Source organism: Pseudomonas sp. TWRC1-2 (assembly GCF_049896685.1).
Classification (GTDB): Bacteria; Pseudomonadota; Gammaproteobacteria; order Pseudomonadales; family Pseudomonadaceae; genus Aquipseudomonas.
Window position 1 is genome coordinate 112348 of the sequence record NZ_JAFCUU010000012.1, and the last position, 24209, is coordinate 136556.

Genomic DNA, 24209 nt, shown 5'->3' on the forward strand with positions numbered 1-24209 from the left:
GAGTGCGCGGCCGTGCGCGCAGATTTGCCGAGAACAGGACCTATATGTACGTATACGACGAATACGATCAGCGCATCATCGAGGACCGCGTCAAGCAGTTCCGTGATCAGACCCGACGCTACCTAGCAGGTGAACTGAGCGAAGAAGAGTTCCGCCCTCTGCGCCTGCAAAATGGCCTTTATGTTCAGCGCTTTGCGCCGATGCTGCGGGTTGCCGTGCCTTATGGCCAACTGACTTCCCGTCAGACACGCATGATGGCCAAGATTGCCCGCGACTTCGACAAAGGCTACGCCCACATCAGTACCCGCCAGAACGTACAGTTCAACTGGCCGGCGCTGGAGGACGTGCCGGACATCCTCGCCGAGCTGGCCACCGTGCAGATGCACGCCATTCAGACCAGCGGTAACTGCCTGCGCAACGTGACCACCGACCAATTCGCCGGTGTGGCGGCCGATGAGCTGATCGACCCGCGTCCGTGGTGCGAAATCGTGCGTCAGTGGACCACCTTCCACCCTGAATTCGCCTACCTGCCGCGCAAGTTCAAGATCGCCATCAATGGTTCGACCTCGGACCGCGCCGCCATCGAAGTGCACGATATTGGCCTTGAGCCGGTGCACAACGCGGCCGGCGAGTTGGGTTTCCGCGTGCTGGTCGGTGGTGGCCTGGGCCGTACGCCGGTCGTTGGCGCGTTCATCAATGAATTCCTGCCCTGGCAAGACCTGTTGAGCTACCTCGACGCCATCCTGCGGGTCTACAACCGCTACGGCCGTCGTGACAACAAATACAAGGCCCGGATCAAGATCCTGGTCAAGGCGCTGACCCCTGAGGTATTCGCGCAGAAAGTCGACGCCGAAATGGAACACCTGCGCGGTGGCCAAACCACGCTGACCGAAGCCGAAGTACACCGCGTGGCCAAGCACTTCGTCGATCCTGAGTACAAGGCCCTGAGCAATCAGGACGCCGAGTTGGCTGCACTCGATCAGCAGCACCCAGGTTTCGCCCGCTGGCGCACCCGCAACACCCTGGCGCATAAAAAGCCGGGCTATGTCGCCGTGACCCTGTCGCTCAAACCCACCGGCGTTGCGCCGGGTGACATCACCGACAAGCAGCTGGACGCCGTCGCCGACCTGGCCGAGCGCTACAGCTTTGGCCAACTGCGCACCTCCCACGAGCAGAACATCATTCTCGCGGACGTGGAGCAAAGCCAGCTGTTCACCCTGTGGGGCGAGCTGCGCGAAGGCGGTTTCGCCACGCCGAACATCGGCTTGCTGACCGACATCATCTGCTGCCCGGGCGGCGATTTCTGCTCCCTGGCCAACGCCAAATCGATCCCGATTGCCGAATCGATCCAGCGCCGTTTCGACGACCTGGACTACCTGTTCGACATCGGCGAGCTGGACCTGAACATCTCCGGTTGCATGAACGCCTGTGGTCACCACCACGTCGGCCACATCGGCATCCTGGGCGTGGACAAGAAAGGCGAAGAATTCTACCAAGTGTCCCTGGGCGGCAGCGCCAGCCGCGATGCGAGCCTGGGCAAGATCCTCGGCCCATCCTTCGCCCAGGAAGCCATGCCCGAGGTGATCGGCAAACTGATCGATGTGTACATCGAACAGCGCACCGAAGATGAGCGTTTCATCGACACCTACCAGCGCATCGGCATCGACCTGTTCAAGGAGCGCGTCTATGCAGCGAATCATTAAGAACAACGAAGTCCTCGACGAAACCTGGCACCTGCTGCCCAAGGACGCGAGCTTCGACGGCATTTCCAACTGCGACGACCTGATCGTGCCGTTGGCCCTGTGGCGCGAGCACGGCCATGCCCTCAAGGCCCGCGACGGCGGCCTGGGTGTGTGGCTGGACGCCGATGAAGAAGCCGAAGAGATCGGCGCCGACGTGGAGCACTTCCAGGTCATCGCCCTGAACTTCCCGGCCTTCACCGACGGGCGCAACTACTCCAACGCGCGCCTGCTGCGTGACCGCTACGGCTTCAAGGGCGAGCTGCGCGCGATTGGCGACGTGCTGCGCGACCAGCTGTTTTATCTGCACCGTTGCGGGTTCGACGCCTTCGCCTTGCGTGCCGACAAAGACCCGTACGAAGCGCTGGAAAGCCTCAAGGATTTCTCGGTGACGTACCAGGCTGCCACGGATGAGCCGTTGCCGCTGTTTCGTCGTCGCTAAGCGTTAGCCCATGAAAAAGCCCTGGCATGCCAGGGCTTTTTTATGTCCGCTCGGTACAGCAATGAGCGAGCCACGAGGACTGTGGAGGTTGCGGTCGTGACTGCACATGCAATGTCAGCAACACTAAAGCACCACTGTGGGCGCACGATGACGCAATCTTCACACTAAAGGATGAACATCCGCCGTGATCGAACTGTCCCCTATTGATCAGCAGTTTTTAACCTCACTGACGATTGGAGTTTTTCATGGCGAAAATCAACCTGGCCCAGCAATTGGCGACCACCCTTGAACAGGCGGGCATCAAGCGCATCTGGGGCCTGACCGGCGACAGCCTCAATGGCTTGACCGACGCCTTGCGCACCATGGATAGCATCGAGTGGATGCACGTGCGCCACGAAGAGGTGGCCGCGTTCGCCGCCGGTGCCGAGGCCGCCGCCACCGGCGAATTGACGGTGTGCGCCGGCAGCTGCGGGCCGGGCAACCTGCACTTGATCAATGGCCTGTTCGACTGCCATCGCAACCACGTGCCGGTGCTGGCCATTGCCGCGCAAATCCCCTCCTCCGAAATCGGCTTGAACTACTTTCAGGAAACCCATCCCCAGGAGCTGTTCAAGGAGTGCAGCCACTTTATCGAGTTGGTGACCAACCCTGCGCAAATGCCCCAAGTGCTGCACCGCGCGATGCGCTCGGCGATTCTTAACCGTGGCGTGGCGGTGGTCGTCATTCCAGGCGACGTGTCGTTGCTTGAGGTGGAAAACACCCTCAAACCTTGGCCGGCCCTGCATGCGCCGCGCACCTTGCCGGCGGAACAGGACCTGCAACGCCTCAGCGAAATCCTGCAGAGCAGTGAGAAAGTCACCTTGCTGTGCGGCAGCGGTTGCGCCGGTGCCCATGACCAGGTCGTGGCCCTGGCCGATGCCCTCGGCGCACCGGTGGTGCACGCGTTGCGCGGCAAAGAACATGTGGAATGGGACAACCCGTTTGACGTGGGCATGACCGGCCTGATCGGGTTCAGCTCGGGTTACCACGCCATGCTCAACTGCGACACGCTGATCATGCTCGGCACCGACTTCCCCTACCGCCAGTTCTACCCGACCGACGCAAAAATCATCCAGGTCGACCGTAATCCGCAGGCGCTCGGGCGTCGGGCCACGCTGGACCTGGGCATCGCCGCCGACGTCAGCGAAACCATCAACGCGCTGCTGCCACGCTTGACGCGCAAAACCGATCGCAGCTTTCTCGAGACTTCGCTTAAGCATTACGAAAAAGCCCGCCAAGGCCTGGACGACCTGGCGGAACCCTCGAAGGCCGACCGGCCGATCCACCCACAGTACGTCGCACGCTTGCTCAGTGAGTTGGCGGACGACGATGCCATCTTCACGGCTGACGTCGGCTCGCCCACCGTGTGGGCCGCGCGCTACCTGAAGATGAACGGCAAGCGCCGCCTGATCGGCTCGTTCAATCACGGCTCGATGGCGAATGCGATGCCTCAGGCCATCGGCGCTCAGGCGGCCTTTCCCGGACGCCAAGTGATTTCGATGTCCGGCGACGGCGGTTTCGCCATGCTGATGGGCGATTTCATCTCGTTGGCGCAACTGAAACTGCCGGTAAAAGTCATCGTGTTCGATAACTCATCACTGGGTTTCGTCGCCATGGAAATGAAAGCCGCCGGCTACCTCGACACCGGCACCGAGCTGAAAAACCCGGACTTTGCGGCCATGTCCAACGCCATGGGCATCCTGGGCATCCGTGTGGAGCAATCCGAAGACCTCGAGCCGGCCCTGCGTCGCGCCCTGGCCCATGACGGCCCGGTGCTGGTGGACGTGGTCACGGCGACGCAGGAACTGGTCATGCCGCCGAGCATCAAGCTGGAACAGGCCAAGGGTTTCAGCCTGTACATGCTCAAGGCAGTGATGAGCGGGCGTGGCGACGAAGTGATCGAGCTGGCGCGCACCAACTGGTTGCGCTGAGCTTTAGTCGCAGGGTGTTTCAGTGGCGCCGGGCAGCGCCATAGCGGAGCACCACCTGGGTGACGACCTCGACCATGCGCGGGTCGGCATCCGGGGCGCTGAACAGGCGAAACTCGGCATCGGGCAATGCGGGCAACCCGTGCTCGGCGCCGAGGACCGCCAAGCCTGGGCCCACTTGGCTTTGCGCCATCGGGGCCACGGCAAAACCGGCCGATGCCGCGGCGTGCAACGCCGCATAGCTGGCGCACTGCATGGCCGTACGCTGAGCAATTCCAGCTTGAGCAAGCCGTGACAGCGCCGCCTCGCGGTACGGACAGGGCTCGGGGAACAGGGCCAGTGGCAACGGCGTCGGCAATGCCGCCAGCGGTTGTACCGACCAGGCCCACACCAACGGTTCGCGCCATAACGCCAGGCCCGGCTCACTGGACTCGCATAACGAACCCACCACCACATCCAGCTCGCCTTGTTTCATCAAACTCAGCAACGAACCAGGGATGCCCACCTGCACGCTGATATGCAGGCCAGGGTACTGCGCGGCAACGTCCTGCAGCTCCCGCAGCAAACGCGCCTCGGCGAACTCCTCCGACACACCTACGCGAAGGCTTCCTTCAAACGCCGAACGCGTCAGTTCTGCCCAGGCATCACGATGCAGCGCCAGGATGCCGCGCGCGTAGGCGATCAATCGCTGACCATCCGGCGTCAGCTGTTGGGAACGCGTGGTGCGCGTCAGCAGCGGCTTGCCGACCTGTTCTTCGAGGCGGCGTAAATGCCCGCTGACGGCCGATTGCGTCAGGTGCAGGCGCTCACCGGCGCGGCTGAAGCCGCCTTCGTCCACGACCGCGACGAAGGTCTTGAGCAGCAAGGCATCAAACATATTCTGATAGGTGATCAATAGACGATGGAAATACGATTTATATTTCATCGAGCGCTATGTTGCAATGTTCAGGTCATCTTTCCTGAGACCTGTCATGACCACTCTTCTGCACATTGAATGCTCGCCGCGCAAACAGCGCTCTGCGTCGCTGGAAATCGCCCGACAATTCATCGCGCGTTATCAGCACAACGCCCCGGACACCCGCGTGGTGACGCTGGACCTTTGGGCTCTTGACCTGCCGGAGTTCGATGGCCCGATCATGGAGGCCAAATACGCCGGCCTCAGCGGCACAGCATTGACCGAGGAACAGGCGGCAGCCTGGGACGCGCTGAGATCGCTGGCGACCCATCTGCATCAGGCCGACCTGCTGGTGTTCTCGGTGCCACTGTGGAATTTCGCGCTGCCCTACAAGCTCAAGCACTTTATCGACGTGGTTTCGCAGAAGGGCGTGCTGTTCGAGTTCAGCCCGGAGCATGGCTTGCGCGGGTTACTGCATGACAAAACGGCGGTGAATGTGTATGCGCGGGGCATGGATTTTTCAGCGCCTGACGCACAGGCGATGGACTTTCAGAAACCGTACATGGAGGCCTGGCTGGGGTTTATCGGCGTGACCGATGTGCACTCGCTGTCTGTGGAAAAAACTATCTTGGGGCCGGAAGTGGATCAGGCTTCTCGCCAGGCAGCCACCGAGCAGGCCCTGGCGCTGGCAGACCGCCTCGCTTGACCACGGGGCGCCAGCTTGCCGGCGAAGGCGATGTGATTGGCAGCGCCAGGCGTGAGGGCCAATCGCCGGCAGGCAGGTTCCTACACAGGCAGACGCATCAGTCGGACTGCTTTTCTACCCACTTGCCGTAGGCGTCGATAAACGCCTGCAGGAACGGCCTGGTCTTTTCCGAGAGTTTTCCTGCGTCATCAAACACGCTGCCCGCGCCCCCCAGGTACGCTTCCGGTTGCTGCATGCACGGCACATCAAGGAACACCAGCGACTGGCGCAGGTGATGGTTGGCGCCAAAGCCGCCAATCGCTCCGGGCGACACACTGATGACCGCCCCCGGCTTGCCGCCCCAGACACTTTGTCCGTAAGGACGAGACCCTACGTCAATGGCATTCTTCAACGGTGCGGGCACGGAACGGTTGTATTCGGGCGTCACAAACAACACCGCGTCGGATGAGCGTACTTGCTGACGGAAACTACTGTAGGCTGCGGGCGGCGATGCTCCCTCGAGGTCTTCGTTGTAGAGCGGCAAATCGCCAATTTCCACAATGTTCAATTTGAGAGTGGCAGGGGCCAGATCGGCCAGGGCCAGGGCGACCTTGCGGTTGATCGAGTCTTTTCTCAAGCTGCCAACCAGGACGGCAATCGTGTAGACCTTGCTCATGGAGGTTTTCCCGACGTTTGACTAAGGAGCTTGCAGTTATAAAGTCTTCGCCGCAGGTTCACCAGAAGGTTTTGATAATTCCGCAGACGTTTGCCGAGCAGTGACTTGCGTAGGAAGACTCTGAAAACATCAGCGAATAGTATTTTTTTTCCATAGGTAAACTACCCCGCTCCATGACGGTCTACAGAACCGCAAATCGAGTGTTTATCTCCAGAGGTTCTAAACAGATGGCTGCAGTACTTGTCGGACAGTTCCATGCCAGAGACGCGGAAGGACGCGTGTATTCAGTGCATGAGTTCCAGGAATCCAACCCGGTGCAAGGCGACCTGGCTGGCTCGGCGCCTACCACTACCTACAAGCTGGCCATTGGCGATCGTGTAGAGAAACTGGAAGGCGATGAATTCAAATTGATCCAGTCGGGGACCATTATCGTCCGCGAATCGCAAACGACCCTCGCGTCATAAGATCTCGGCTTATCGACCTGCTCAGTCCTGGCCATTGATGGCATTGACTGGGCTGGGTGATCACGGCCGGCGTAGCTGCGTCACTTCCACGCCCTGCTCGCCCTCCACCTGCTTGAGCGTCACCATCAAACGCCCCCGCTCGCCCTCAACCGCATACAGCGAACGCTTGTAGCCCGGCGCGCCGTTAGCGGGATAGGCCACCACCTGCCTGATCAACACGACCTCCAGCACCGCCCCCACCTGCGCATCCACCTGTTCCTGGGAACGGATAAACGCCTCGAGTGCGCGGCTTTCCGGCGTGTGTTCATCGTGATTATCGAAGAGATAAGCAGCCACGCACCCCACGGTCACCAGCACCAGGAGTTGCTTGGCCGTTACCCCGAAGAAACGTGAGGGAATAGGCATTCGAGACCAGACCTGTTTTTGTTGTATTGGTCGTTATTGATCAGCGCAGCCATTCTAATCAGGTCGATGACTAATGCCAGATGAATCAGTTGTCGCCGTAGGTAATGTCCTTGTTATCACCGACCCCACCCAGCGTGCGGTCCTTGCCGAACGAAAACAGGTCGAATGCCGTGTTGGGCTGGGTCGCCGGGTAGTGGTACTGATAGGCAACGCCCCACGGGTCGGTCAACAACTCGTCACTGACATAGGGCCCTTTCCACTTGGCGTCCTGCGCAGGTGGCGTGGTCAACGCCTCCAGACCCTCCTCATCGGTGGGGTAGCGACCCGTGTCTTGGTGAAACTGTTCGACCGCCTTGCCCAGCTCGGCCACCTGGGCCTTGGCCGTCGCGATCTCTGCCAGCGTCACATCACCAAACAAGCGCGGCCCCACCGCCAGGGCCAGCAAGCCAATGATGACCAGTACCACCAGCACTGCCCAGCGTGTAAAACCTTGCTGGGGTTGCGGTTTGCCTGTGACTGCGGTGTATCCGGGCATTGGAAGGGCTCCCTGTTGAACCTCGGTTGATACGCTCTTTATATGACCCGCTCGTTGCAGCGCAAGCAAGGTGAACGTTAGACGACTCGCATCAAGGCCCGCGCTGTTTTTTTCCCAGCCATTGAATCCCCGCCCCACTGACCCTAGACTCCGGCGATGCGTTTACGTCATATCGAAGTGATTCAGGCCATCTTGCAGACCGGACACCTCGGCACGGCCGCCGAGTGGTTGCAACTTCCCGTGGGCGATGTAGACGCAACGCTCAAGGATGCCGAGCAGCAACTGGGCTTCATGCTGTTTGCCAGTGTGCGCGGGCGTTTGCAAGCGACGCGCGAAACACTCGAACTGCAGGCTCATATCAGTCACCTCTATGAGGCGCTGGAGCCGGTGCAACGCCTGGCCAGCCGCTTGAAACTCCATCACGCTCCGGCCTTGCGCGCGCTGTGCACCCCGCCGCTGGCCAATCAGCTGTTGCCGCAAAGCATCGCCGTACTGCGCCGGCGCTTCCAGGACACGCCGTGCAACCTGTCGAGCCAGCCGACCCGCGAGATCGTCAGAAGCCTGCTGCTGCACGAAGCCGATGTGGGCCTGAGCCTGCATGACCCGCAACACCCGCAAATCCAGAGCAGCGTGTTGGCCGAGGGCAAGCTGCAATTGCTCGCCCCCCATGGCTGGCTGAAACCCAAACAAAAGTACATCGCCTTGCAGGACCTGGCCGGGCAATCGCTGATCGGGCTTGAAGGGCATGACCCGTTGAGCCGCTTGCTGGACGCCAAGCTGCAGGCCCTGCGCCCGCTGCCGGTGGTGCAGACGCGGGTGCAAACCTACCAGATGATGCGCAGCATGGTAGAAGCCGGCGAAGGCCTGGCGATTGTCGACCCGTTCACCGCGTCCGGTGCGCGCGAGGCTGGGCTGGATGCATGCCCGGTGTCGCCGCCGATCATGGTCAGCCTGTACGCGCTGACTCTCAAGGACGCGGAGACGTCACCGGCACTCAATGCGTTGCTGGACATTGTCACGCAGAAGGCCGATAGCCTGCTGGCGAGTTAAACCTGTTCGAGCTCGGTCTTGAACAACCGGTACCAGAAAATCGCCACTTCACGGGTCTGCGGATCGATGCCGCGATAACGCAGCTGATCAATCCCGCCCATGACATAGCCGCAACGCTCATACAGACGACAGGCGCCGAGGTTGTTGTTCTGGGTTTCCAGCATCATGCCCGGCAGGTTTTTCTTGCGACTCCAGAACTGCGCCACGTCCAGCAAGGCCTTGGCCACCCCTTGACGGCGCGCAGGCAAGGCCACCGCCAGTTCGTCGACGTGGGCAAAGCCGTTCCAGTTGGTGCTGACCACGATATGCCCCACCGCACGGTCATCCAGGTACGCCATGAAGATCGCGCTGTCAGGCGCATCGCGAAAACTGGCGAACTCTTCCGGGTCGATGCCATAACACTTGCGGTACGGCAGGATGCGTTCAACGGCCCACTGGTCGACGCGTTTGCCCATCTCCGGCACGCCGTAGGCACTGACCTCAAAACTGAAATCATTGCCCCACACGTAGGCATCAAAACCTTCGTCGGCGACCCGTACGCTGAGCCCCGGGTACTTCGGGTTCATTACAGCTTGCATAAACATCCTTTACCCTTTGATGCAATCGACGGTGTAACAACGACCACCGCCGTCGTCTTCGTGTTGCAACCCATGAACATCGGCGACAAAACCGGGAAAACTGCTATCGAACGTCCTCGCGAACGCCAGGTAGTCAATGATCGATCGTGTCGACTCGGTAAAGCGCTCACCCGGCATGATCAACGGAATGCCCGGCGGATAAGGCACCAGCATCACGGCTGCGATGCGACCTGGCAAGGCGTCAATCGACACCGCCTCCACTTCACCCCGGACCAACTGGTCGTAGGCGTCAGCCGGTTTCATCGCGATTTGCGGCAACACCGTGTACATGCGCTTGAGGTGTTTGGCCGTGGCATTGCTGCGATAACAGCCGTGCAACTGGTCACACAGGTCGCGCAAACCGAGGTTCTGATAGCGTGCCGGCCCTTGTTTAAACACCGAGGGCAAGCAACTGGCCAGGCTGACATTGGCGTCGTAATTGCGCTTGAATTCCAGCAGTTCGGTGAGCAAGGTACTCCATTTGCCTTTGGTGATGCCCATGGAAAACAGCACAAGGAAGGAATACAGGCCGGTTTTTTCCACCACCAACCCGCGCTCCCAAAGAAACTTGCTGACCACTGCGGCGGGAATCCCGCAGTCGCTCAAGGCGCCGCCGGCGTTCAGGCCGGGCATCACCAGGGTCACTTTGATCGGGTCAAGCAGCACATAGTCTTCGGCCACATCGCCAAATCCGTGCCAGTCATCCTGCGGATGCAACAGCCAGTCCGCGGTGACAACTCGATCGATACCCGCCACCGAGGGCGGTTGCCAGATAGAGAACCACCAGTCCTCGGCGGCGATGTGCTGGCGCAGGTTGGCCAGGGCGCGCCGAAAACTCAACGCCTCATCAAACATTTCCTGCAGCAGTGAGCGCCCGGCTGGGCCTTCCATCATCGCCGAGGCCACGTCCAGCGACGCGATGATGCTGTACTGCGGCGAGGTAGAGATGTGCATCATGAATGCTTCGTTGAAACGATCACGGTCCAGCTGCCGCGCGCCGCCGTCCTGCACATGAATCATCGAGGCCTGGCTGAAGGCCGCGAGCAGCTTATGGGTTGAGTGCGTGGTAAACACCAGAGGGCCGTCAGGCGTGCGTGAAGTGCCCATGCCGTAACGCCCGGCAAAGAACTCGTGAAATGCCGCGTAGGCGTACCAGGCCTCGTCAAAATGCAACACCTCGACACTGTTGCCCAATTGTTGCTTGATCAGCTCAGCGTTGTAGCACAGGCCGTCATAGGTAGAGTTGGTGACCACCGCCATCTTCACTTTCGGTGGCCGGCCACGCGTCAGAGGGCTGGCTGCGATTTTGGCGCGGATCGACTCGGGGCTGAACTCGCTCAAGGGAATCGGGCCGATGATCCCCAGTTCGTTGCGTTCCGGGCACAGGTACAGCGGGATCGCACCGGTCATGATGATCGAGTGCAGCACCGACTTGTGGCAGTTGCGGTCCACCAGCACCAGGTCGTCACGGCCGACCATGGAGTGCCAGACGATCTTGTTGGCCGTGGAGGTGCCATTGATCACAAAAAACGTATGATCGGCGCCAAAGTTACGCGCGGCGCGGGCTTCGGCTTCGGCCAAGGGCCCGGTGTGATCGAGCAGCGAGCCGAGTTCCGGCACCGACACGGACAAGTCCGAACGCAGCGTGTTTTCGCCGAAAAACTGATGAAACGCCTGCCCCACCGGGCTTTTACGATACGCCACGCCGCCGCCATGGCCGGGCGTGTGCCAGGAATAATTGGAGTCAGCGGTGTGTTGCACCAGGGCTTTGAAGAAAGGCGGCAGCAAGCCATCCAGGTAAGTGCGCGCCGCGCGAGCCACTTGTCGCGCCAGAAACGGCACGGTGTCTTCAAACAGATAAAGAATGCCGCGCAACTGGTTGAGCTCACTCATGGCATCGGCGGGCGCGTTTTCCAGCGTGACTTGCTCGCCCAGGGCAAAAATCGGCAGGTTGGGCGCCCGCACCCGCGCCAGGCGGATCAGTTCGACCATGTTTTGCAGCAAGTGGGTATTTTCCCCGGCACCTTCGGCGGCGATCAACATACACGCCAGCCCGTGATGGGTAGAAGCCACCAGGCGGCCCTCGGCGTAATCCACTGCAGAAAAAATACTGAAGCCTTCTTGTTCCAGCTCGTGGGCGATGCCTCGAACCCGGTCACCGGCAACGGTGTCGGCCTTGATATCACGGTGCACAATCAGAACAGGAAACTTCAGGTCTTTGTACATGAGTGCGGGCAGTCCCCAGGGCTATGTACTCAGGGTAGAAGCTGGGAGCGGATGTGGCGAATGAAGATTTCCAAGGCGCTGCAAATCAACAGTGGGAGCTGGCTTGCCTGCGATGGCGGTGGATCAGTCACAGATATGTTGGCTGGCCTGCCGCTATCGCAGGCAAGCCAGCTCCCACATTTTTTAACCGTGTTCGACCGAGGCTATTGCTGGGTCAGCTGCGACCACAACGCCGGCGCGCCCGCCGACTTGGCAATCGCTTCCAGCCGCGCCGCGTGCTCAGCCAGATCCTGCTCACTGGCACGGATGATGGTGGTCGGCTTGCGATCAGCCGGCAGGCGGCGGATTTCCGAAGGGCGATTACCCGAGCCCTCTGCCGAGCCGGTGCCGTCGGAGGCGTTACCGGCCAGGGACAGGCTGGTTTGCCCGCCGGTCATGGTCAGGTAAACGTCGGCCAGAATCTCGGAGTCGAGCAAGGCGCCGTGGAGTTCACGGCCGGAGTTGTCGACGCCGTAGCGTTTGCACAAGGCATCCAGGCTGTTGCGCTGGCCGGGGTGGCGCTCGCGCGCCATCATCAAGGTGTCGAGGATCGAGCAATGTCGGGAAATATCCGCACGCTCGGTCTGCCCCATCAGGGCAAATTCGTTATTGATGAAGCCGACGTCGAACGCCGCATTGTGGATGATCAGCTGGGCGCCGTTGATGAATTCGAAAAACTCGTCAGCCACTTCGGCGAAGCGCGGCTTGCCCTTGAGGAACTCGTCGGTGATGCCGTGGACGCCGATCGCGCCCTCGTCACTGTCACGGTCCGGTTGCAGGTAGACGTGGAAGTGACGCCCGGTAAGACGGCGACCCATCAATTCGACACAGCCGATTTCGATGATCCGGTGACCATCGGTCACCGGCATGCCGGTGGTTTCGGTATCGAGTACAACAGATCGGATGGCCATCAGGGTTCAGCTCTCAACGGTGGTATGCAGTGTGGTGTGCGTCAAAGGGCGCGATGTTAACACGTCAGTCGGCTCAGCTCTGTTTGTAGCCGCGCACTTCATCCACACCCCGGTTGGCCAACTGGTCGGCGCGCTCGTTGCCGGGGTGACCGATGTGCCCACGCACCCATTTCCAGGTGATGTTATGGCGATTGCATTGCTCATCGAGCAACTGCCAGAGGTCGGCGTTCTTCACCGGTTCCTTGGCCGCGGTTTTCCAGCCGCGCTTTTTCCAGTTGACCATCCACTCGTTGATGCCCTTCATCACGTACTGCGAGTCGGTCACCAACAGCACGTCACAACGGCGCTTGAGCTCTTCCAGGCCACGAATGGCCCCCATCAGCTCCATGCGGTTGTTGGTGGTATTGGCTTCGCCGCCCCACAATTCCTTCTCCACGCCCTTGCACACCAGCAAGGCGCCCCAGCCGCCGGGGCCGGGGTTGCCTTTGCAGGCGCCATCGGTGAAGAGTTCTACGCTATCGGTCATCGGTTGCATCCATCAAAACGGGCTGGCGATCATCGACCGACAGTATCCCGAGGCCGAAAAATTCGGCGGTCATCAAAAAGAGGTTTACGGTTCGCTTTGCTTGCGATTGACCTTGGCCATCGGCATCGGCACCAGCTTGCCCATGGGCTGGCGCTGCACCTGACGCACCGGCCGCAGCCCGACCACGATCTTGCGCGCGACCAATAAATAGAAGCCGCCGCCCGACAATTGCCAGGCGCCCGCCCGGCGCTCCCAGCCCGCCAGACGGCCTTGCCACTTGGCCGACGCAAGCGGCGGACGATAGCACCCGAAGCGGCGTTTCTCCAGCGCAAAGCCCAGCAGGTTCAGCCAGTCGCCCACCCGCGACGGCGAGATGCAGCGTGCCTGGCGCAGGCCATCATGGGCGAACACATGGCGAAGACCCCAGCTGCTCCAGGGGTTGATGCCGACAATCAGCAAATGGCCTCCCGGGCGCACACTGCTCGCGGCTTCGCGCAACAAACCATGGGGCGACAGGCAAAAATCCAGGCCATGCTGCAACACCACCACGTCGGCGGCGTGCTCGCTCAAAGGCCAGGCCTGCTCCTCGCAGACGATCTCCACACCCGGCAACGGTGCACCGAGGCGCACATTGCGCTGCACCTGAGGCGCAGAAGGCGGCGTCTGCGCAGACGGGCCGTAGTGCACCAGATAGCCACCAAAGAACCGGCCCAGCTCGTCTTCGAGCATGCGCCGTTCTTCATCCAGCAAAAATTGCCCGATCGGCCCGGACAGCCATTCACGGGCTGCGCCGATCAGGGCCAGCCACTCAGGATCGGCCTGGGCGAACGCTTTATCAGTCATTGCATTCTCCAACTCGCCTAGACGTTCTAAGATGCACCAATGTGTTCAGCTTGGCGAATCGAAGAATGATACAGATCAGTGCCCTACCCGCCTTCACCGACAACTACATCTGGTTGTTACAAGACCCGCAAACCCTGCGCTGCGCCGTGGTCGACCCCGGCGATGCCGCGCCGGTGCTGGCCTGGCTCGAACAAAATCCGCAGTGGGCCCTCAGCGACATCCTGATCACCCACCATCACCATGATCATGTCGGCGGCGTCGAGCAACTCAAACGTGTGACAAACGCCAAGGTCTACGGGCCGGCAAACGAGAACATCCCGGCGCGGGACGTCGCGTTGCAGGACAACGACCGTGTCAGCGTACTGGGCCTGGACTTCGACATTTATAGCGTGCCGGGCCATACGCTCGGCCATATCGCCTTTTACCATCAAGGCTTGCTGTTCTGTGGCGACACGCTGTTTGCCGCCGGCTGCGGCCGTCTGTTCGAAGGCACGCCGCAACAGATGTACACCTCGCTGGAACGCCTTGCCGCCCTGCCAGCCGAGACCCTGGTGTACTGCACCCACGAATACACACAAAGTAACCTCAAATTTGCCCAGGCGGTGGAGCCTGACAACGCCGATATTGCCGAACGGGTCGAGCAGGTCAAGCAATTGCGGGCCCACGGCGAGATGACGTTGCCGTCCAACCTCGCCCTGGAAAAACGTACTAACCCTTTTTTGCGTACCGCCGAAACATCCGTTAAACAAAAAGCGGACGAACGGAATGGGCGCGATAACCGCTCTGGGGCCGAGGTGTTTGCTAGCTTGAGGGCGTGGAAAGATAAGTTCTAAGCGGATGCAATCTGATACGGATTTTCTGAATGGTTGACCGGAACCAAAGCGCTTTCTAGAATCGCCCGACATTTTTGCCCGGAACTTACTTCCAGCCAATGTCGTCATCTATTCGTAAATCCATTTCTTCAGACGCATTGACCCGCCTGGCTCAAGCCGTGGCGGTGGCTGTGTCCGCTACTCTGGCGGGCTGCCAATCGACTCATTTCGCTGCACAATCCACCGTGCAACCCAAACCCAATCTTGCCGCCAAGATCAAGCAAAAACCTATTTGGCTCTCAGAGAAGCCCAGCCCCGAAGTGCCCCAGGATGTCTGGGAACGCATGCGACGGGGCTTTCAATTGCAGGACGGCCTGGGCGTCAACCCGCGCATCGAGCAACAGCGTTTGTGGTTCGCCAGCAACCCGTCCTTTTTGGAGAACGCCGGAGAACGCGGCAGCCTCTACATTCATTACATCGTCGAACGCCTTGAAGAACGCAACATGCCCCTGGAGCTGGCGCTGCTGCCAGTGATTGAAAGTGCCTACAACCCAATGGCCTACTCGCGCAGCGATGCGGTCGGCTTGTGGCAGTTCATTCCCTCCACCGGGCGCTACTTCAACCTGCGCCAGACCCGCGCCTACGACGGGCGCCGCGACATCACCGCCTCCACCACCGCCGCCCTGGACTACCTGACACGTCTGCATGACATGTTCAACGGCGACTGGCTGCTGGCCCTGGCGGCGTACAACGCCGGGGAAGGCACGGTCAGCCGGGCCATCGAGCGTAACGAAAAGCTCGGCCTGCCGACCGACTACTGGAACCTGCCCCTGCCCCAGGAAACCAAGGACTACGTGCCCAAGTTCCTGGCATTGTCCCAGGTGGTGCTGGCCCCCGAGGCCTATGGCGTCAACCTGAGCCCGATCGCCAACACCCCGTACTTCGAAGTGGTTGAAGTCAAGCAAAGCATGGACCTGTCACGGGTTGCCGCGCTGGCTGAAATCGACGAAGACGAACTGTTCCAGCTCAACCCGGCCCTGAAACAACGCACCACCCTCGACGGCCCCCAGCACCTGCTGGTGCCGAGTTCCAAGGCGCATTTGCTCACCAGCACGCTTTCGATGATGAAGCCCGAAGAACTGCTGGCCATGCGCCCGAAAAAGCAGGTGTTCGACGAAGTTGAGACCGCGCGCGTGGCCGGGCGCAGCCGCAGCTACAAAGTGCGCAGTGGCGACAACCTCACGCTGATCGCCAAGGCGAACAGGGTCGATGTGCATGACCTGCAGCGCTGGAACAAGCTCAACGGCCAGGCCCTCAAGGTCGGCCAGACCCTGGTGATGCAGGACACGCGCAAGCTGGTGGCCAAGGCTGACAGCAAGAAGCCGGTGCAGTACAAGGTCAAAAAAGGCGACTCGCTGTACATCGTCGCCAAGCGCTTCAACGTTGAGATGCAACACCTCAAGCGTTGGAACCCGCGCACCGGCCAGGCACTCAAGCCAGGCCAGATGCTGGTGGTTTCCGGGCCAAGGTAAACCTGCGTAAACGCTGGCCCGTGTGGGAGCTGGCTTGCCTGCGATGCAAACACCTCGGTGCATCAGTTGCACCGAGTTGATGCTATCGCGGGCAAGCCCGCTCCCACATTTGTTCTGCACACTGTTCAATACCTTATCAGCCCCTGACCAGGAGCTTTCCAACAGCCTTTTTCCAGCTGGAACAAGCTGTTACTGTACCGATCATAAAGCCCAAGCCGCCTGGATCGGATCTCTGACTTGAAGCGTCCCCTCCTTCTACTAATAAGTCTGGCCTTGAGCTTTGCGGCGAACGCGACGATTACCGAGAGCCACGGTTATACGCAGTTCGGCACACTCAAGTACCCGGCCAAATTCACCCACTTCGATTGGGTAAACCCTGCAGCGCCAAAAGGCGGGACACTGCGGGTCATGGCATTTGGCACCTTCGATTCGCTCAACCCCTACACCTTCAAGGGCTCAAGCCCGGTTTCCACGCCCAATTTCCTGCAATACGGCGTCAATGAGCTGAACGAGCCGTTGATGGTCGGCACCGGCCAGTACGCGCCGTCCGGCGACGAACCCACCTCCAGCTACGGGCTGATCGCCCAGTCGGTGGAATACAGCGAGGACCGCAGTTGGGTGGTGTTCAACCTGCGCCCCGAAGCACGTTTCCACGATGGCAAGCCGATCACCGCCTATGATGTGGCGTTTTCCTATCGCACCCTGCTGACCGATGGCCACCCGCAATACCGCACCAACCTGCAGGAAGTGGCGCGGGTCGATATCCTCAACCGCCATCGCATTCGCTTTGTGTTCAAGCGCGCCGGCAACCCGCTGCTGATCCTGCGCCTGGGCGAGCTGCCGGTATTGCCCCAGCACTACTGGAAAAACCGCGACTTCAAGGCCACGACCTTTGAGCCGCCGCTGGGCAGCGGGCCCTATCGCATCACCAAGGTCACGCCTGGCCGGCAGTTGGTGTTCGAGCGGGTCAAGGATTACTGGGGCAAAGACCTGCCGGTGAACCAGGGTTTCTACAACTACGACAACGTCGAAGTGGAGTTCTACCGCGACAGCGACGTGGCGTTCGAAGCCTTCAAGGCCGGCGAATTCGATATCTATATCGAGCACCAGGCCAAGAACTGGGCCACCGGCTATAACTTCCCGGCGGTCAACCGCGGCGACGTGATCAAGGCGCAGATCGCCCATCAGATCCCGACCCAGAGCCAGGGCCTGTTCATGAACACGCGGCGACCGACCTTCGCCCAGACCAAGGTGCGCGAGGCCCTGGGGTTGATGTTCGACTTTGAATGGACCAACCGCACCCTGTTCAGCAGCGCCTACAAACGCACCCTGAGTTACTACCCCAACAGCGAGTTTTCCGCGACTGGCGTGCCGGTGGGCCATGAGTGGCTGATGCTCTCGCCGTACCGCGACCAGCTGCCGCCCAACCTGTTTACGCAAGCCTTCGGCCTGCCGCAGACCGACGGTCGCGGCATTCCGCGCGACACTCTGCGCCGCGCCCTGGCGTTGCTGGGCGAAGCCGGCTGGAAGCTGTCGGGACAGCGCCTGCTCAACAGTGACGGGCAACCGCTGCGCTTCGAGATCCTGCTGGTCAACCCGAACCTGGAGCGCATCCTGCAGCCGTATGTCGAGAACCTCATCAGCATCGGCATCGACGCACGCCTGCGTACCGTTGACCGCGCGCAATACAAACAGCGCCTGGATCAGTTCGACTTCGACATGATCCTGATCACCCTCAACCAGACCTTGAGCCCGGGCCTTGAGCAGTGGCAGTACTTCCACTCCAGCCAGGCCGGTATCAAGGGCAGCAAGAACTACGCCGGCATCGCCAACCCGGTGGTCGACCGCCTGCTGGAACAACTGCTGGCGGCGCAGACCCGCGAAGAACAACTGGCCGCCGGCCGCGCGCTGGACCGGGTGCTGCTGTGGCAGCACTACAGTATTCCCAACTGGTACCTCAACTATCATCGCTTGGCGTACCGCAACCGGTTCGCCTTTGTCACCACGCCGCCTTACAGCCTGGGCCTGAGCGCGTGGTGGCTGAAAGCTTCGGAGAAAGCCCAATGATGAATTTGCGCAACGCATTCCTGAGCGGCCTGTTGCTGTGCAGCGCGGCCAACGCCGCGCCGCAACACGCGTTGACCCTCTACAACGAGCCGCCCAAGTACCCCGCCGACTTCAAGCACTTCGACTACGTAAACCCCGACGCGCCCAAGGGCGGCACCTTTCGCGAATCGAGCATGGGCGGCTTCGACAGCCTCAATCCCTACATCAGCAAGGGCGTTCCCGCAGACAACCTGCCGTTGATCTACGACACCCTGGCCATGCAAAGCCTGGACGAGCCTGTGACTGAATACGGGCTGGTGGCCGGCAAGATCGAAAAGGCCCCCGACAACAGCTGGGTGCGGTTCTACCTGCGCCCCGAAGCGCGCTTTCACGATGGGCACCCGATCCGCGCCGAAGACGTCGTCTTCACCTTCCAGACCTTACTCAAGGACGGCTCGCCGCTCTACCGCACCTACTACGCCGACGTCGATGAAGTGGTGGCCGAAGACCCGCTGCGCGTGCTGTTCAAGTTCAAGCGCACCAACAACCGTGAGTTGCCACTGATCCTCGGCCAGTTGCCGGTATTGCCCAAGCATTTTTGGGCCACCCGTGACTTTGCCAAGGGCAACCTGGAAATACCGCTGGGCAGCGGGCCGTACAAGGTGGCGCAGGTCAAGGCCGGGCGCATGGTTCGCTATGAACGCGTGAAGGATTACTGGGCCAAGGACCTGCCGGTCACCCAGGGTTTCTACAATTTCGATAACCGCATCACTGACTATTACCGCGACAGCACGGTGGCGCTCGAAGCCTTGAAAGCCGGGCAATTCGACTACTGGCTGGAATTCAGCGCGAAGAACTGGGCCAACGCCTACAACATCCCGGCCGTCACCCAGGGAAGGCTGATCAAGGAAGAAATCCCCAACGGCAACCCCACCGGCATGCAGGGTTTTGTGTTCAACACCCGCAAGCCGATGTTTCAGGATGTGCGGGTGCGCAAGGCGATCAGCCTGCTGCTGGATTTCGAGTGGAGCAACAAACAGCTGTTCAACGGCGCGTACACGCGTACACGCAGTTACTTTGAAAACTCGGAAATGGCCGCCACCGGCCTGCCGGGCCCGGATGAAACGGCAATCCTGGAGCCGTTTCGCGACAAGCTTCCCGCCGAAGTCTTCACCCAGGCGTTCGAGCCCGCCAAGACCGACGGCAGCGGCATGATCCGCACCCAGCAGCGCGAGGCCTACCAGTTGCTGCAAGAAGCCGGCTGGAAGATCGTCGACGACAAGATGGTCGACACCACCGGCACACCGGTGACCATCGAGTTTCTGCTGACCCAGACCGACTTCGAACGCGTATTGCTGCCGTTCAAACGCAACCTGGCGGACCTGGGCATCAATCTGGTGATCCGCCGCGTTGACGTCTCGCAGTACATCAACCGCCTGCGCTCTCGCGACTTCGACATGCTGGTGGGCAGTTTTCCGCAATCGACCTCACCGGGTAACGAACAACGCGAATTCTGGGCCTCTTCCAGTGCCGACAAGCCCGGCAGCCGCAACTACATGGGCCTCAAGGACCCGGTCATCGACCAACTGGTCGAACAGCTGATCGATGCAGACTCGCGCAAAAGCCTGGTGGCCCACGCCAAAGCCCTCGACCGGGTATTGCAGTTCGGCTACTACGTGATCCCCAACTGGCACATCAAAACTTTCCGTGTGGCCTATTGGGATCACCTGGGCCACCCCAAAGTCCCGCCACGCTACGACGTCGGCATCGCCACCTGGTGGGCCAAACCTGACGTAAAACCAGCCGTTACCCTGGACACAAGCGCCGATCCGGCGAGCGGAGGCGATTAAATGCTGGCTTATATTGTTCGCCGTCTGTTGCTGATCATCCCCACGCTGTTCGGGATTTTGCTGATCAACTTCATCATCATCCAGGCCGCTCCCGGTGGCCCGGTGGAACAGATGATCGCCAAGCTCGAAGGGTTTGAAGGCGCCACCAGCCGTATCGCCGGCGGCGGCGCCGAAGTGTCGGTGGCCGGTTCCAGCTACCGCGGCGCCCAGGGCCTGGACCCGGCGCTGATCAAGGAAATCGAGAAGATGTACGGCTTCGACAAATCGGCGCCGGAACGGTTGTGGATCATGGTCAAGAACTACGCCCGGCTGGATTTCGGCGACAGCTTCTTTCGTGACGCCAAAGTCATCGACCTGATCAAGGAAAAGATGCCGGTGTCCATTTCCCTCGGGTTATGGAGCACGCTGATCATGTACCTGGTGTCGATTCCGCTGGGGATCGCCAAGGCCACGCGCCACGGCAGCCACTTCGACGTGTGGACCAGTTCGGCAATCATCGTCGGTTATGCGATCCCGGCGTTCCTGTTTGCGATCCTGCTGATCGTGGTGTTTGCCGGCGGCAGTTACCTGGACTGGTTCCCCTTGCGCGGGCTCACCTCGAACAATTTCGACGAACTGAGCTGGAGCGGCAAGATCCTCGATTACTTCTGGCATTTGGCCCTGCCCGTCACGGCGCTGGTGATCGGCAACTTTGCGACCATGACGCTGCTGACCAAAAACAGCTTCCTCGACGAGATCAACAAACAATACGTGGTCACCGCCAAGGCCAAGGGCCTGACCCACCACCGCGTGCTCTACGGCCACGTGTTTCGCAACGCGATGCTGTTGGTGATTGCCGGCTTCCCGTCCGCCTTTATCGGCATCTTCTTCACCGGCTCGTTGCTGGTAGAAGTGATCTTCTCCCTCGACGGCCTGGGCCTGATGAGCTTTGAAGCGGCGATCAACCGCGACTACCCGGTGGTGTTCGGCACGCTGTTTATTTTCACCTTGCTGGGGCTGGTGGTGAAACTCATCGGCGACCTCACTTACACCCTGGTCGATCCGCGTATCGACTTTGCCAGCCGGGAGCATTGAGATGAACCTGTCCCCCCTCAATCGCCGTCGGTTCGAGCGTTTCAAGGCCAACAAGCGTGGCTGGTGGTCGCTGTGGCTGTTCCTGATCCTCTTCGTGCTGAGCCTGGGCGCGGAGTTGATCGCCAACGACAAGCCCTTGGCCGTGCACTTTGACGGTGACTGGTACTTCCCGGCGCTCAAGCGCTACCCGGAAACCACCTTTGGCGGCGAATTCCCGCTGGAGGCCAACTACAAGAGCCCGTACATCCAGGAACTGCTCAAGGCCAAGGACGCCTGGACGCTGTGGGCGCCGATCCCGTTCAGCTACCAGAGCATCAACTACGACTTGAAAGTACCGGCGCCCGCCCCGCCCTCGTCGGTCAACCTGCTGGGCACCGATGACCAGGGCCGCGATGTACTGGCGCGCGTGATCTACGGGTTCCGCGTGTCGGTGCTGTTCGCCCTGACCCTCACCGTGCTCAGCTCGATCATCGGCGTGATCGCCGGCGCCTTGCAGGGGTTCTACGGTGGCTGGGTCGACCTCGCCGGGCAGCGTTTTCTGGAGATCTGGTCCGGCTTGCCGGTGCTGTACCTGTTGATCATCCTCGCCAGCTTTGTGCAGCCCAACTTCTGGTGGCTGCTGGGGATCATGCTGCTGTTTTCGTGGATGAGCCTGGTCGATGTGGTGCGCGCCGAATTCCTGCGCGGGCGCAACCTCGAATACGTGCGCGCAGCCCGCGCGCTGGGCATGCAGAACGGCGCGATCATGTTCCGGCACATCCTGCCCAATGCCATGGTCTCGACCATGACCTTCATGCCGTTCATCCTCACCGGCGCCATCGGCACCCTCACCGCGCTGGATTTTCTCGGCTTCGGCCTGCCAGCCGGCTCGCCGTCGCTGGGCGAACTGGTGGCCCAGGGCAAATCCAACCTGCAAGCGCCGTGGCTGGGCATCAGTGCCTTTGCCGTGCTGGCGATCATGTTGAGTTTGCTGGTGTTTATCGGCGAGTCCGCTCGCGATGCCTTCGACCCGAGGAAATGAGATGAATCAGGACAATCTGATCGAAGTCCGCGACCTCTGTGTCGAGTTCGTCACCGGCGACCATCACCACCGGGTGGTCAATAACGTCAATTTCGATATCAAACGCGGCGAAACCCTTGCCCTGGTCGGCGAAAGCGGCTCGGGCAAATCGGTCACCGCCCACTCGATCCTGCGCCTGCTGCCCTACCCGCTGGCCCGCCACCCGGCCGGCACCATCACCTATTCCGGGCAAGACCTGCTGACGCTCAAAGAAAAAACCATCCGGCATATTCGCGGCAACCGTATTGCGATGATCTTCCAGGAGCCGATGACCTCGTTGAACCCGCTGCATTCGATTGAAAAGCAGATCAACGAAGTGCTCGGCCTGCACAAGGGGCTCACTGGCAAGGTCGCCACCCGGCGCACCCTGGAATTGCTTGAGCTGGTGGGCATCCCCGAGCCGCACAAGCGCCTCAAGGCCTTGCCTCACGAGCTGTCCGGCGGCCAGCGGCAGCGGGTGATGATCGCGATGGCCCTGGCCAACGAGCCGGAGTTGTTGATCGCGGATGAACCGACCACGGCCCTCGACGTGACGGTGCAGTTGAAGATTTTGGAGTTGCTCAAGGAGTTGCAGGCGCGCCTTGGCATGGCGTTGTTGCTGATCAGCCATGACTTGAACCTGGTGCGGCGCATCGCCCACCGCGTGTGCGTGATGCAGAAGGGTTGCATCGTCGAGCAGGCTGACTGCGAGACGCTGTTCCAGTCGCCCCAGCACCCTTACACCCAGGAGTTGCTGGCGGCGGAACCCAGTGGTGGGCCGGCGGCCAATGACGTCGGGCCGCCCTTGCTGGAAGTTGATGACCTGAAGGTGTGGTTTCCGATCAAGAAAGGTTTTTTGCGTAACACCGTGGATTACGTCAAGGCGGTGGACGGTATCAATTTCAGCCTGCCTCAGGGTCAGACCCTGGGCATTGTTGGTGAGAGCGGCTCGGGCAAATCCACCTTGGGCCTGGCGATCCTGCGTTTGATCGCCAGCAAAGGCGGAATTCGTTTTGAGGGCCAGCAGCTGGACCGGCTGACTCAGCAGCAGGTGCGCCCGTTGCGGCGGGAAATGCAGGTGGTGTTTCAGGACCCGTTTGGCAGCTTGAGCCCGAGGATGAGCGTCAGCGAGATTGTTGGCGAGGGGTTGCGGATTCACAAGATGGGCACGCCTGTTGAGCAGGAGGCCGCGATTGTTGCGGCGCTGCGTGAGGTTGGGCTGGATCCGGAGTCGCGGCACCGTTATCCGCATGAGTTTTCCGGGGGGCAGCGGCAGCGGATTGCCATTGCCCGTGCGCTGGTGCTCAAGCCGCGCCTGATTTTGCTGGATGAGCCGACGTCGGCGCTGGACCGTACGGTGCAGCGGCAGGTGGTGGAGTTGTTGCGCAGCTTGCAGGCCAAGTACAACCTCACCTATCTGTTTATCAGCCATGACTTGGCGGTGGTGAAGGCCTTGAGTCACCAGTTGATGGTGGTCAAGCATGGGCAGGTGGTGGAACAGGGGGAGGCTTCGGCGATTTTTGCTGAGCCGCAGCATGTTTATACGCGGCAGTTGTTGGAGGCGGCGTTTTTGGTGCCTGCTGGGGTCTCGGGGTGACGGGGTGTATATCCGTTACTGGGTGATGGCTGAGGTTGGTTTCGCCCTTACGGCGAGTCACTTTTGAAAAGAGCCCAAAAGTAACCAAAAGGCTCTTGCCCCACCACTCGGCACCTCGCTTAGGCTCGGTGTGCCCTCACGCAGGCATTACTCCGCGGGCCGCCGCGACGGGCCGTCCCTGCCCCGTCGCGGCTAAACCGGCGTCCTGCCGGTTTACCCGCTCCGTACTACCTGCGTTC

Annotated in this window: 22 protein-coding genes; 13 read left to right on the forward strand and 9 right to left on the reverse strand. The window is 60.8% G+C overall.

The annotated features are described in order from the left end of the window. The first annotated feature begins 44 nt into the window (after positions 1-44). The 3 genes from ACP7B3_RS27220 (at position 45) to poxB (ending at position 4151) form a co-directional block, all read left to right on the forward strand. Positions 45-1703: a nitrite/sulfite reductase gene (locus ACP7B3_RS27220; protein WP_017136919.1), complete on the forward strand. Its 1659-nt coding sequence runs from the start codon at positions 45-47 to the stop codon at positions 1701-1703. Next, entirely contained in the window at positions 1687-2181 is a 495-nt protein-coding gene (locus tag ACP7B3_RS27225) for a DUF934 domain-containing protein (RefSeq protein WP_145165977.1), read from the forward strand. Before ACP7B3_RS27220 ends, ACP7B3_RS27225 begins: the two co-directional genes overlap by 17 nt. A 245-nt stretch (positions 2182-2426) precedes the next feature. After that, on the forward strand, positions 2427-4151 hold the full coding sequence (gene poxB / locus ACP7B3_RS27230) for a ubiquinone-dependent pyruvate dehydrogenase (protein ID WP_106578724.1): 1725 nt from the start codon (positions 2427-2429) through the stop codon (positions 4149-4151). A gap of 19 nt (positions 4152-4170) precedes the next feature. On the opposite strand, the gene ACP7B3_RS27235 is transcribed toward poxB, so the two are convergent. Beyond that, complete coding sequence (locus ACP7B3_RS27235; RefSeq protein ID WP_242197924.1) at positions 4171-5025, reverse strand: LysR substrate-binding domain-containing protein; 855 nt, start codon at positions 5023-5025, stop codon at positions 4171-4173. A 94-nt stretch (positions 5026-5119) separates the two neighbouring features. Here ACP7B3_RS27235 and ACP7B3_RS27240 point away from each other — a divergent pair, with 94 nt between their 5' ends. Then, a complete protein-coding gene (locus ACP7B3_RS27240) occupies positions 5120-5749 on the forward strand; it encodes an FMN-dependent NADH-azoreductase (protein ID WP_426182269.1) in 630 nt (209 codons plus the stop codon). A 97-nt stretch (positions 5750-5846) separates the two neighbouring features. On the opposite strand, the gene ACP7B3_RS27245 is transcribed toward ACP7B3_RS27240, so the two are convergent. Further along, a complete protein-coding gene (locus ACP7B3_RS27245; RefSeq protein WP_369303227.1) occupies positions 5847-6404 on the reverse strand; it encodes an NADPH-dependent FMN reductase in 558 nt (185 codons plus the stop codon). Between the two features lie 227 nt (positions 6405-6631). On the opposite strand from ACP7B3_RS27245, the gene ACP7B3_RS27250 reads away from it, so the two are divergent. Continuing rightward, positions 6632-6868: a hypothetical protein gene (locus ACP7B3_RS27250; RefSeq protein WP_106578721.1), complete on the forward strand. Its 237-nt coding sequence runs from the start codon at positions 6632-6634 to the stop codon at positions 6866-6868. A 60-nt stretch (positions 6869-6928) separates the two neighbouring features. Here ACP7B3_RS27250 and ACP7B3_RS27255 read toward each other — a convergent pair whose 3' ends face one another. Both ACP7B3_RS27255 and gspG read right to left on the reverse strand, forming a co-directional pair. Beyond that, the gene (locus ACP7B3_RS27255; protein ID WP_145165973.1) at positions 6929-7273 is read right to left on the reverse strand and encodes a hypothetical protein; all 345 of its coding nucleotides are present in this window, start codon (positions 7271-7273) and stop codon (positions 6929-6931) included. A gap of 85 nt (positions 7274-7358) precedes the next feature. Further along, positions 7359-7808 (reverse strand): type II secretion system major pseudopilin GspG, encoded by a 450-nt coding sequence (gene gspG, locus ACP7B3_RS27260; protein WP_145165972.1) that lies wholly within the window; start codon positions 7806-7808, stop codon positions 7359-7361. A 156-nt stretch (positions 7809-7964) separates the two neighbouring features. Between gspG and ACP7B3_RS27265 the strand changes: the two genes are divergently transcribed. Continuing rightward, the gene (locus tag ACP7B3_RS27265; RefSeq protein WP_145165971.1) at positions 7965-8858 is read left to right on the forward strand and encodes a LysR substrate-binding domain-containing protein; all 894 of its coding nucleotides are present in this window, start codon (positions 7965-7967) and stop codon (positions 8856-8858) included. Here the strand turns inward: ACP7B3_RS27265 and ACP7B3_RS27270 are convergent. From ACP7B3_RS27270 to ACP7B3_RS27290, 5 genes are all read right to left on the reverse strand, one after another. Then, entirely contained in the window at positions 8855-9436 is a 582-nt protein-coding gene (locus ACP7B3_RS27270; protein ID WP_426182276.1) for a GNAT family N-acetyltransferase, read from the reverse strand. The two genes, ACP7B3_RS27265 and ACP7B3_RS27270, sit on opposite strands and share 4 nt — an antisense overlap. A gap of 9 nt (positions 9437-9445) precedes the next feature. Continuing rightward, positions 9446-11701 carry an Orn/Lys/Arg decarboxylase N-terminal domain-containing protein gene (locus ACP7B3_RS27275; protein WP_426182279.1) on the reverse strand — a complete coding sequence of 752 codons (2256 nt, stop codon included), beginning with the start codon at positions 11699-11701 and terminating at the stop codon, positions 9446-9448. 203 nt (positions 11702-11904) lie between these two features. Beyond that, positions 11905-12645: a DNA polymerase III subunit epsilon gene (gene dnaQ / locus ACP7B3_RS27280; protein ID WP_242197927.1), complete on the reverse strand. Its 741-nt coding sequence runs from the start codon at positions 12643-12645 to the stop codon at positions 11905-11907. 79 nt (positions 12646-12724) lie between these two features. Beyond that, positions 12725-13177, reverse strand: coding sequence for a ribonuclease HI (gene rnhA, locus ACP7B3_RS27285; RefSeq protein ID WP_029291380.1), 453 nt, complete (start codon positions 13175-13177; stop codon positions 12725-12727). Between the two features lie 84 nt (positions 13178-13261). Then, positions 13262-14020, reverse strand: a complete 759-nt coding sequence (locus tag ACP7B3_RS27290) for a class I SAM-dependent methyltransferase (RefSeq protein WP_242197634.1) — start codon at positions 14018-14020, stop codon at positions 13262-13264. A gap of 65 nt (positions 14021-14085) precedes the next feature. Between ACP7B3_RS27290 and gloB the strand changes: the two genes are divergently transcribed. The 7 genes from gloB (at position 14086) to ACP7B3_RS27325 (ending at position 23970) form a co-directional block, all read left to right on the forward strand. Beyond that, positions 14086-14853 (forward strand): hydroxyacylglutathione hydrolase, encoded by a 768-nt coding sequence (gene gloB, locus ACP7B3_RS27295; RefSeq protein WP_145165967.1) that lies wholly within the window; start codon positions 14086-14088, stop codon positions 14851-14853. Between the two features lie 98 nt (positions 14854-14951). Then, the gene (locus tag ACP7B3_RS27300; protein ID WP_145165966.1) at positions 14952-16364 is read left to right on the forward strand and encodes a transglycosylase SLT domain-containing protein; all 1413 of its coding nucleotides are present in this window, start codon (positions 14952-14954) and stop codon (positions 16362-16364) included. Between the two features lie 237 nt (positions 16365-16601). Beyond that, the gene (locus ACP7B3_RS27305) at positions 16602-18431 is read left to right on the forward strand and encodes an extracellular solute-binding protein (RefSeq protein ID WP_426182284.1); all 1830 of its coding nucleotides are present in this window, start codon (positions 16602-16604) and stop codon (positions 18429-18431) included. After that, complete coding sequence (locus ACP7B3_RS27310; protein WP_262206465.1) at positions 18428-20260, forward strand: extracellular solute-binding protein; 1833 nt, start codon at positions 18428-18430, stop codon at positions 20258-20260. The genes ACP7B3_RS27305 and ACP7B3_RS27310 overlap by 4 nt, the downstream gene beginning before the upstream one ends. Further along, entirely contained in the window at positions 20261-21334 is a 1074-nt protein-coding gene (locus tag ACP7B3_RS27315; protein ID WP_119741592.1) for a microcin C ABC transporter permease YejB, read from the forward strand. It begins immediately after the preceding gene. Position 21335: 1 nt separating this feature from the next. After that, positions 21336-22355: an ABC transporter permease gene (locus tag ACP7B3_RS27320; protein ID WP_426182289.1), complete on the forward strand. Its 1020-nt coding sequence runs from the start codon at positions 21336-21338 to the stop codon at positions 22353-22355. 1 nt (position 22356) lies between these two features. Then, positions 22357-23970: an ABC transporter ATP-binding protein gene (locus ACP7B3_RS27325; RefSeq protein WP_426182292.1), complete on the forward strand. Its 1614-nt coding sequence runs from the start codon at positions 22357-22359 to the stop codon at positions 23968-23970. Positions 23971-24209 lie beyond the last annotated feature (239 nt).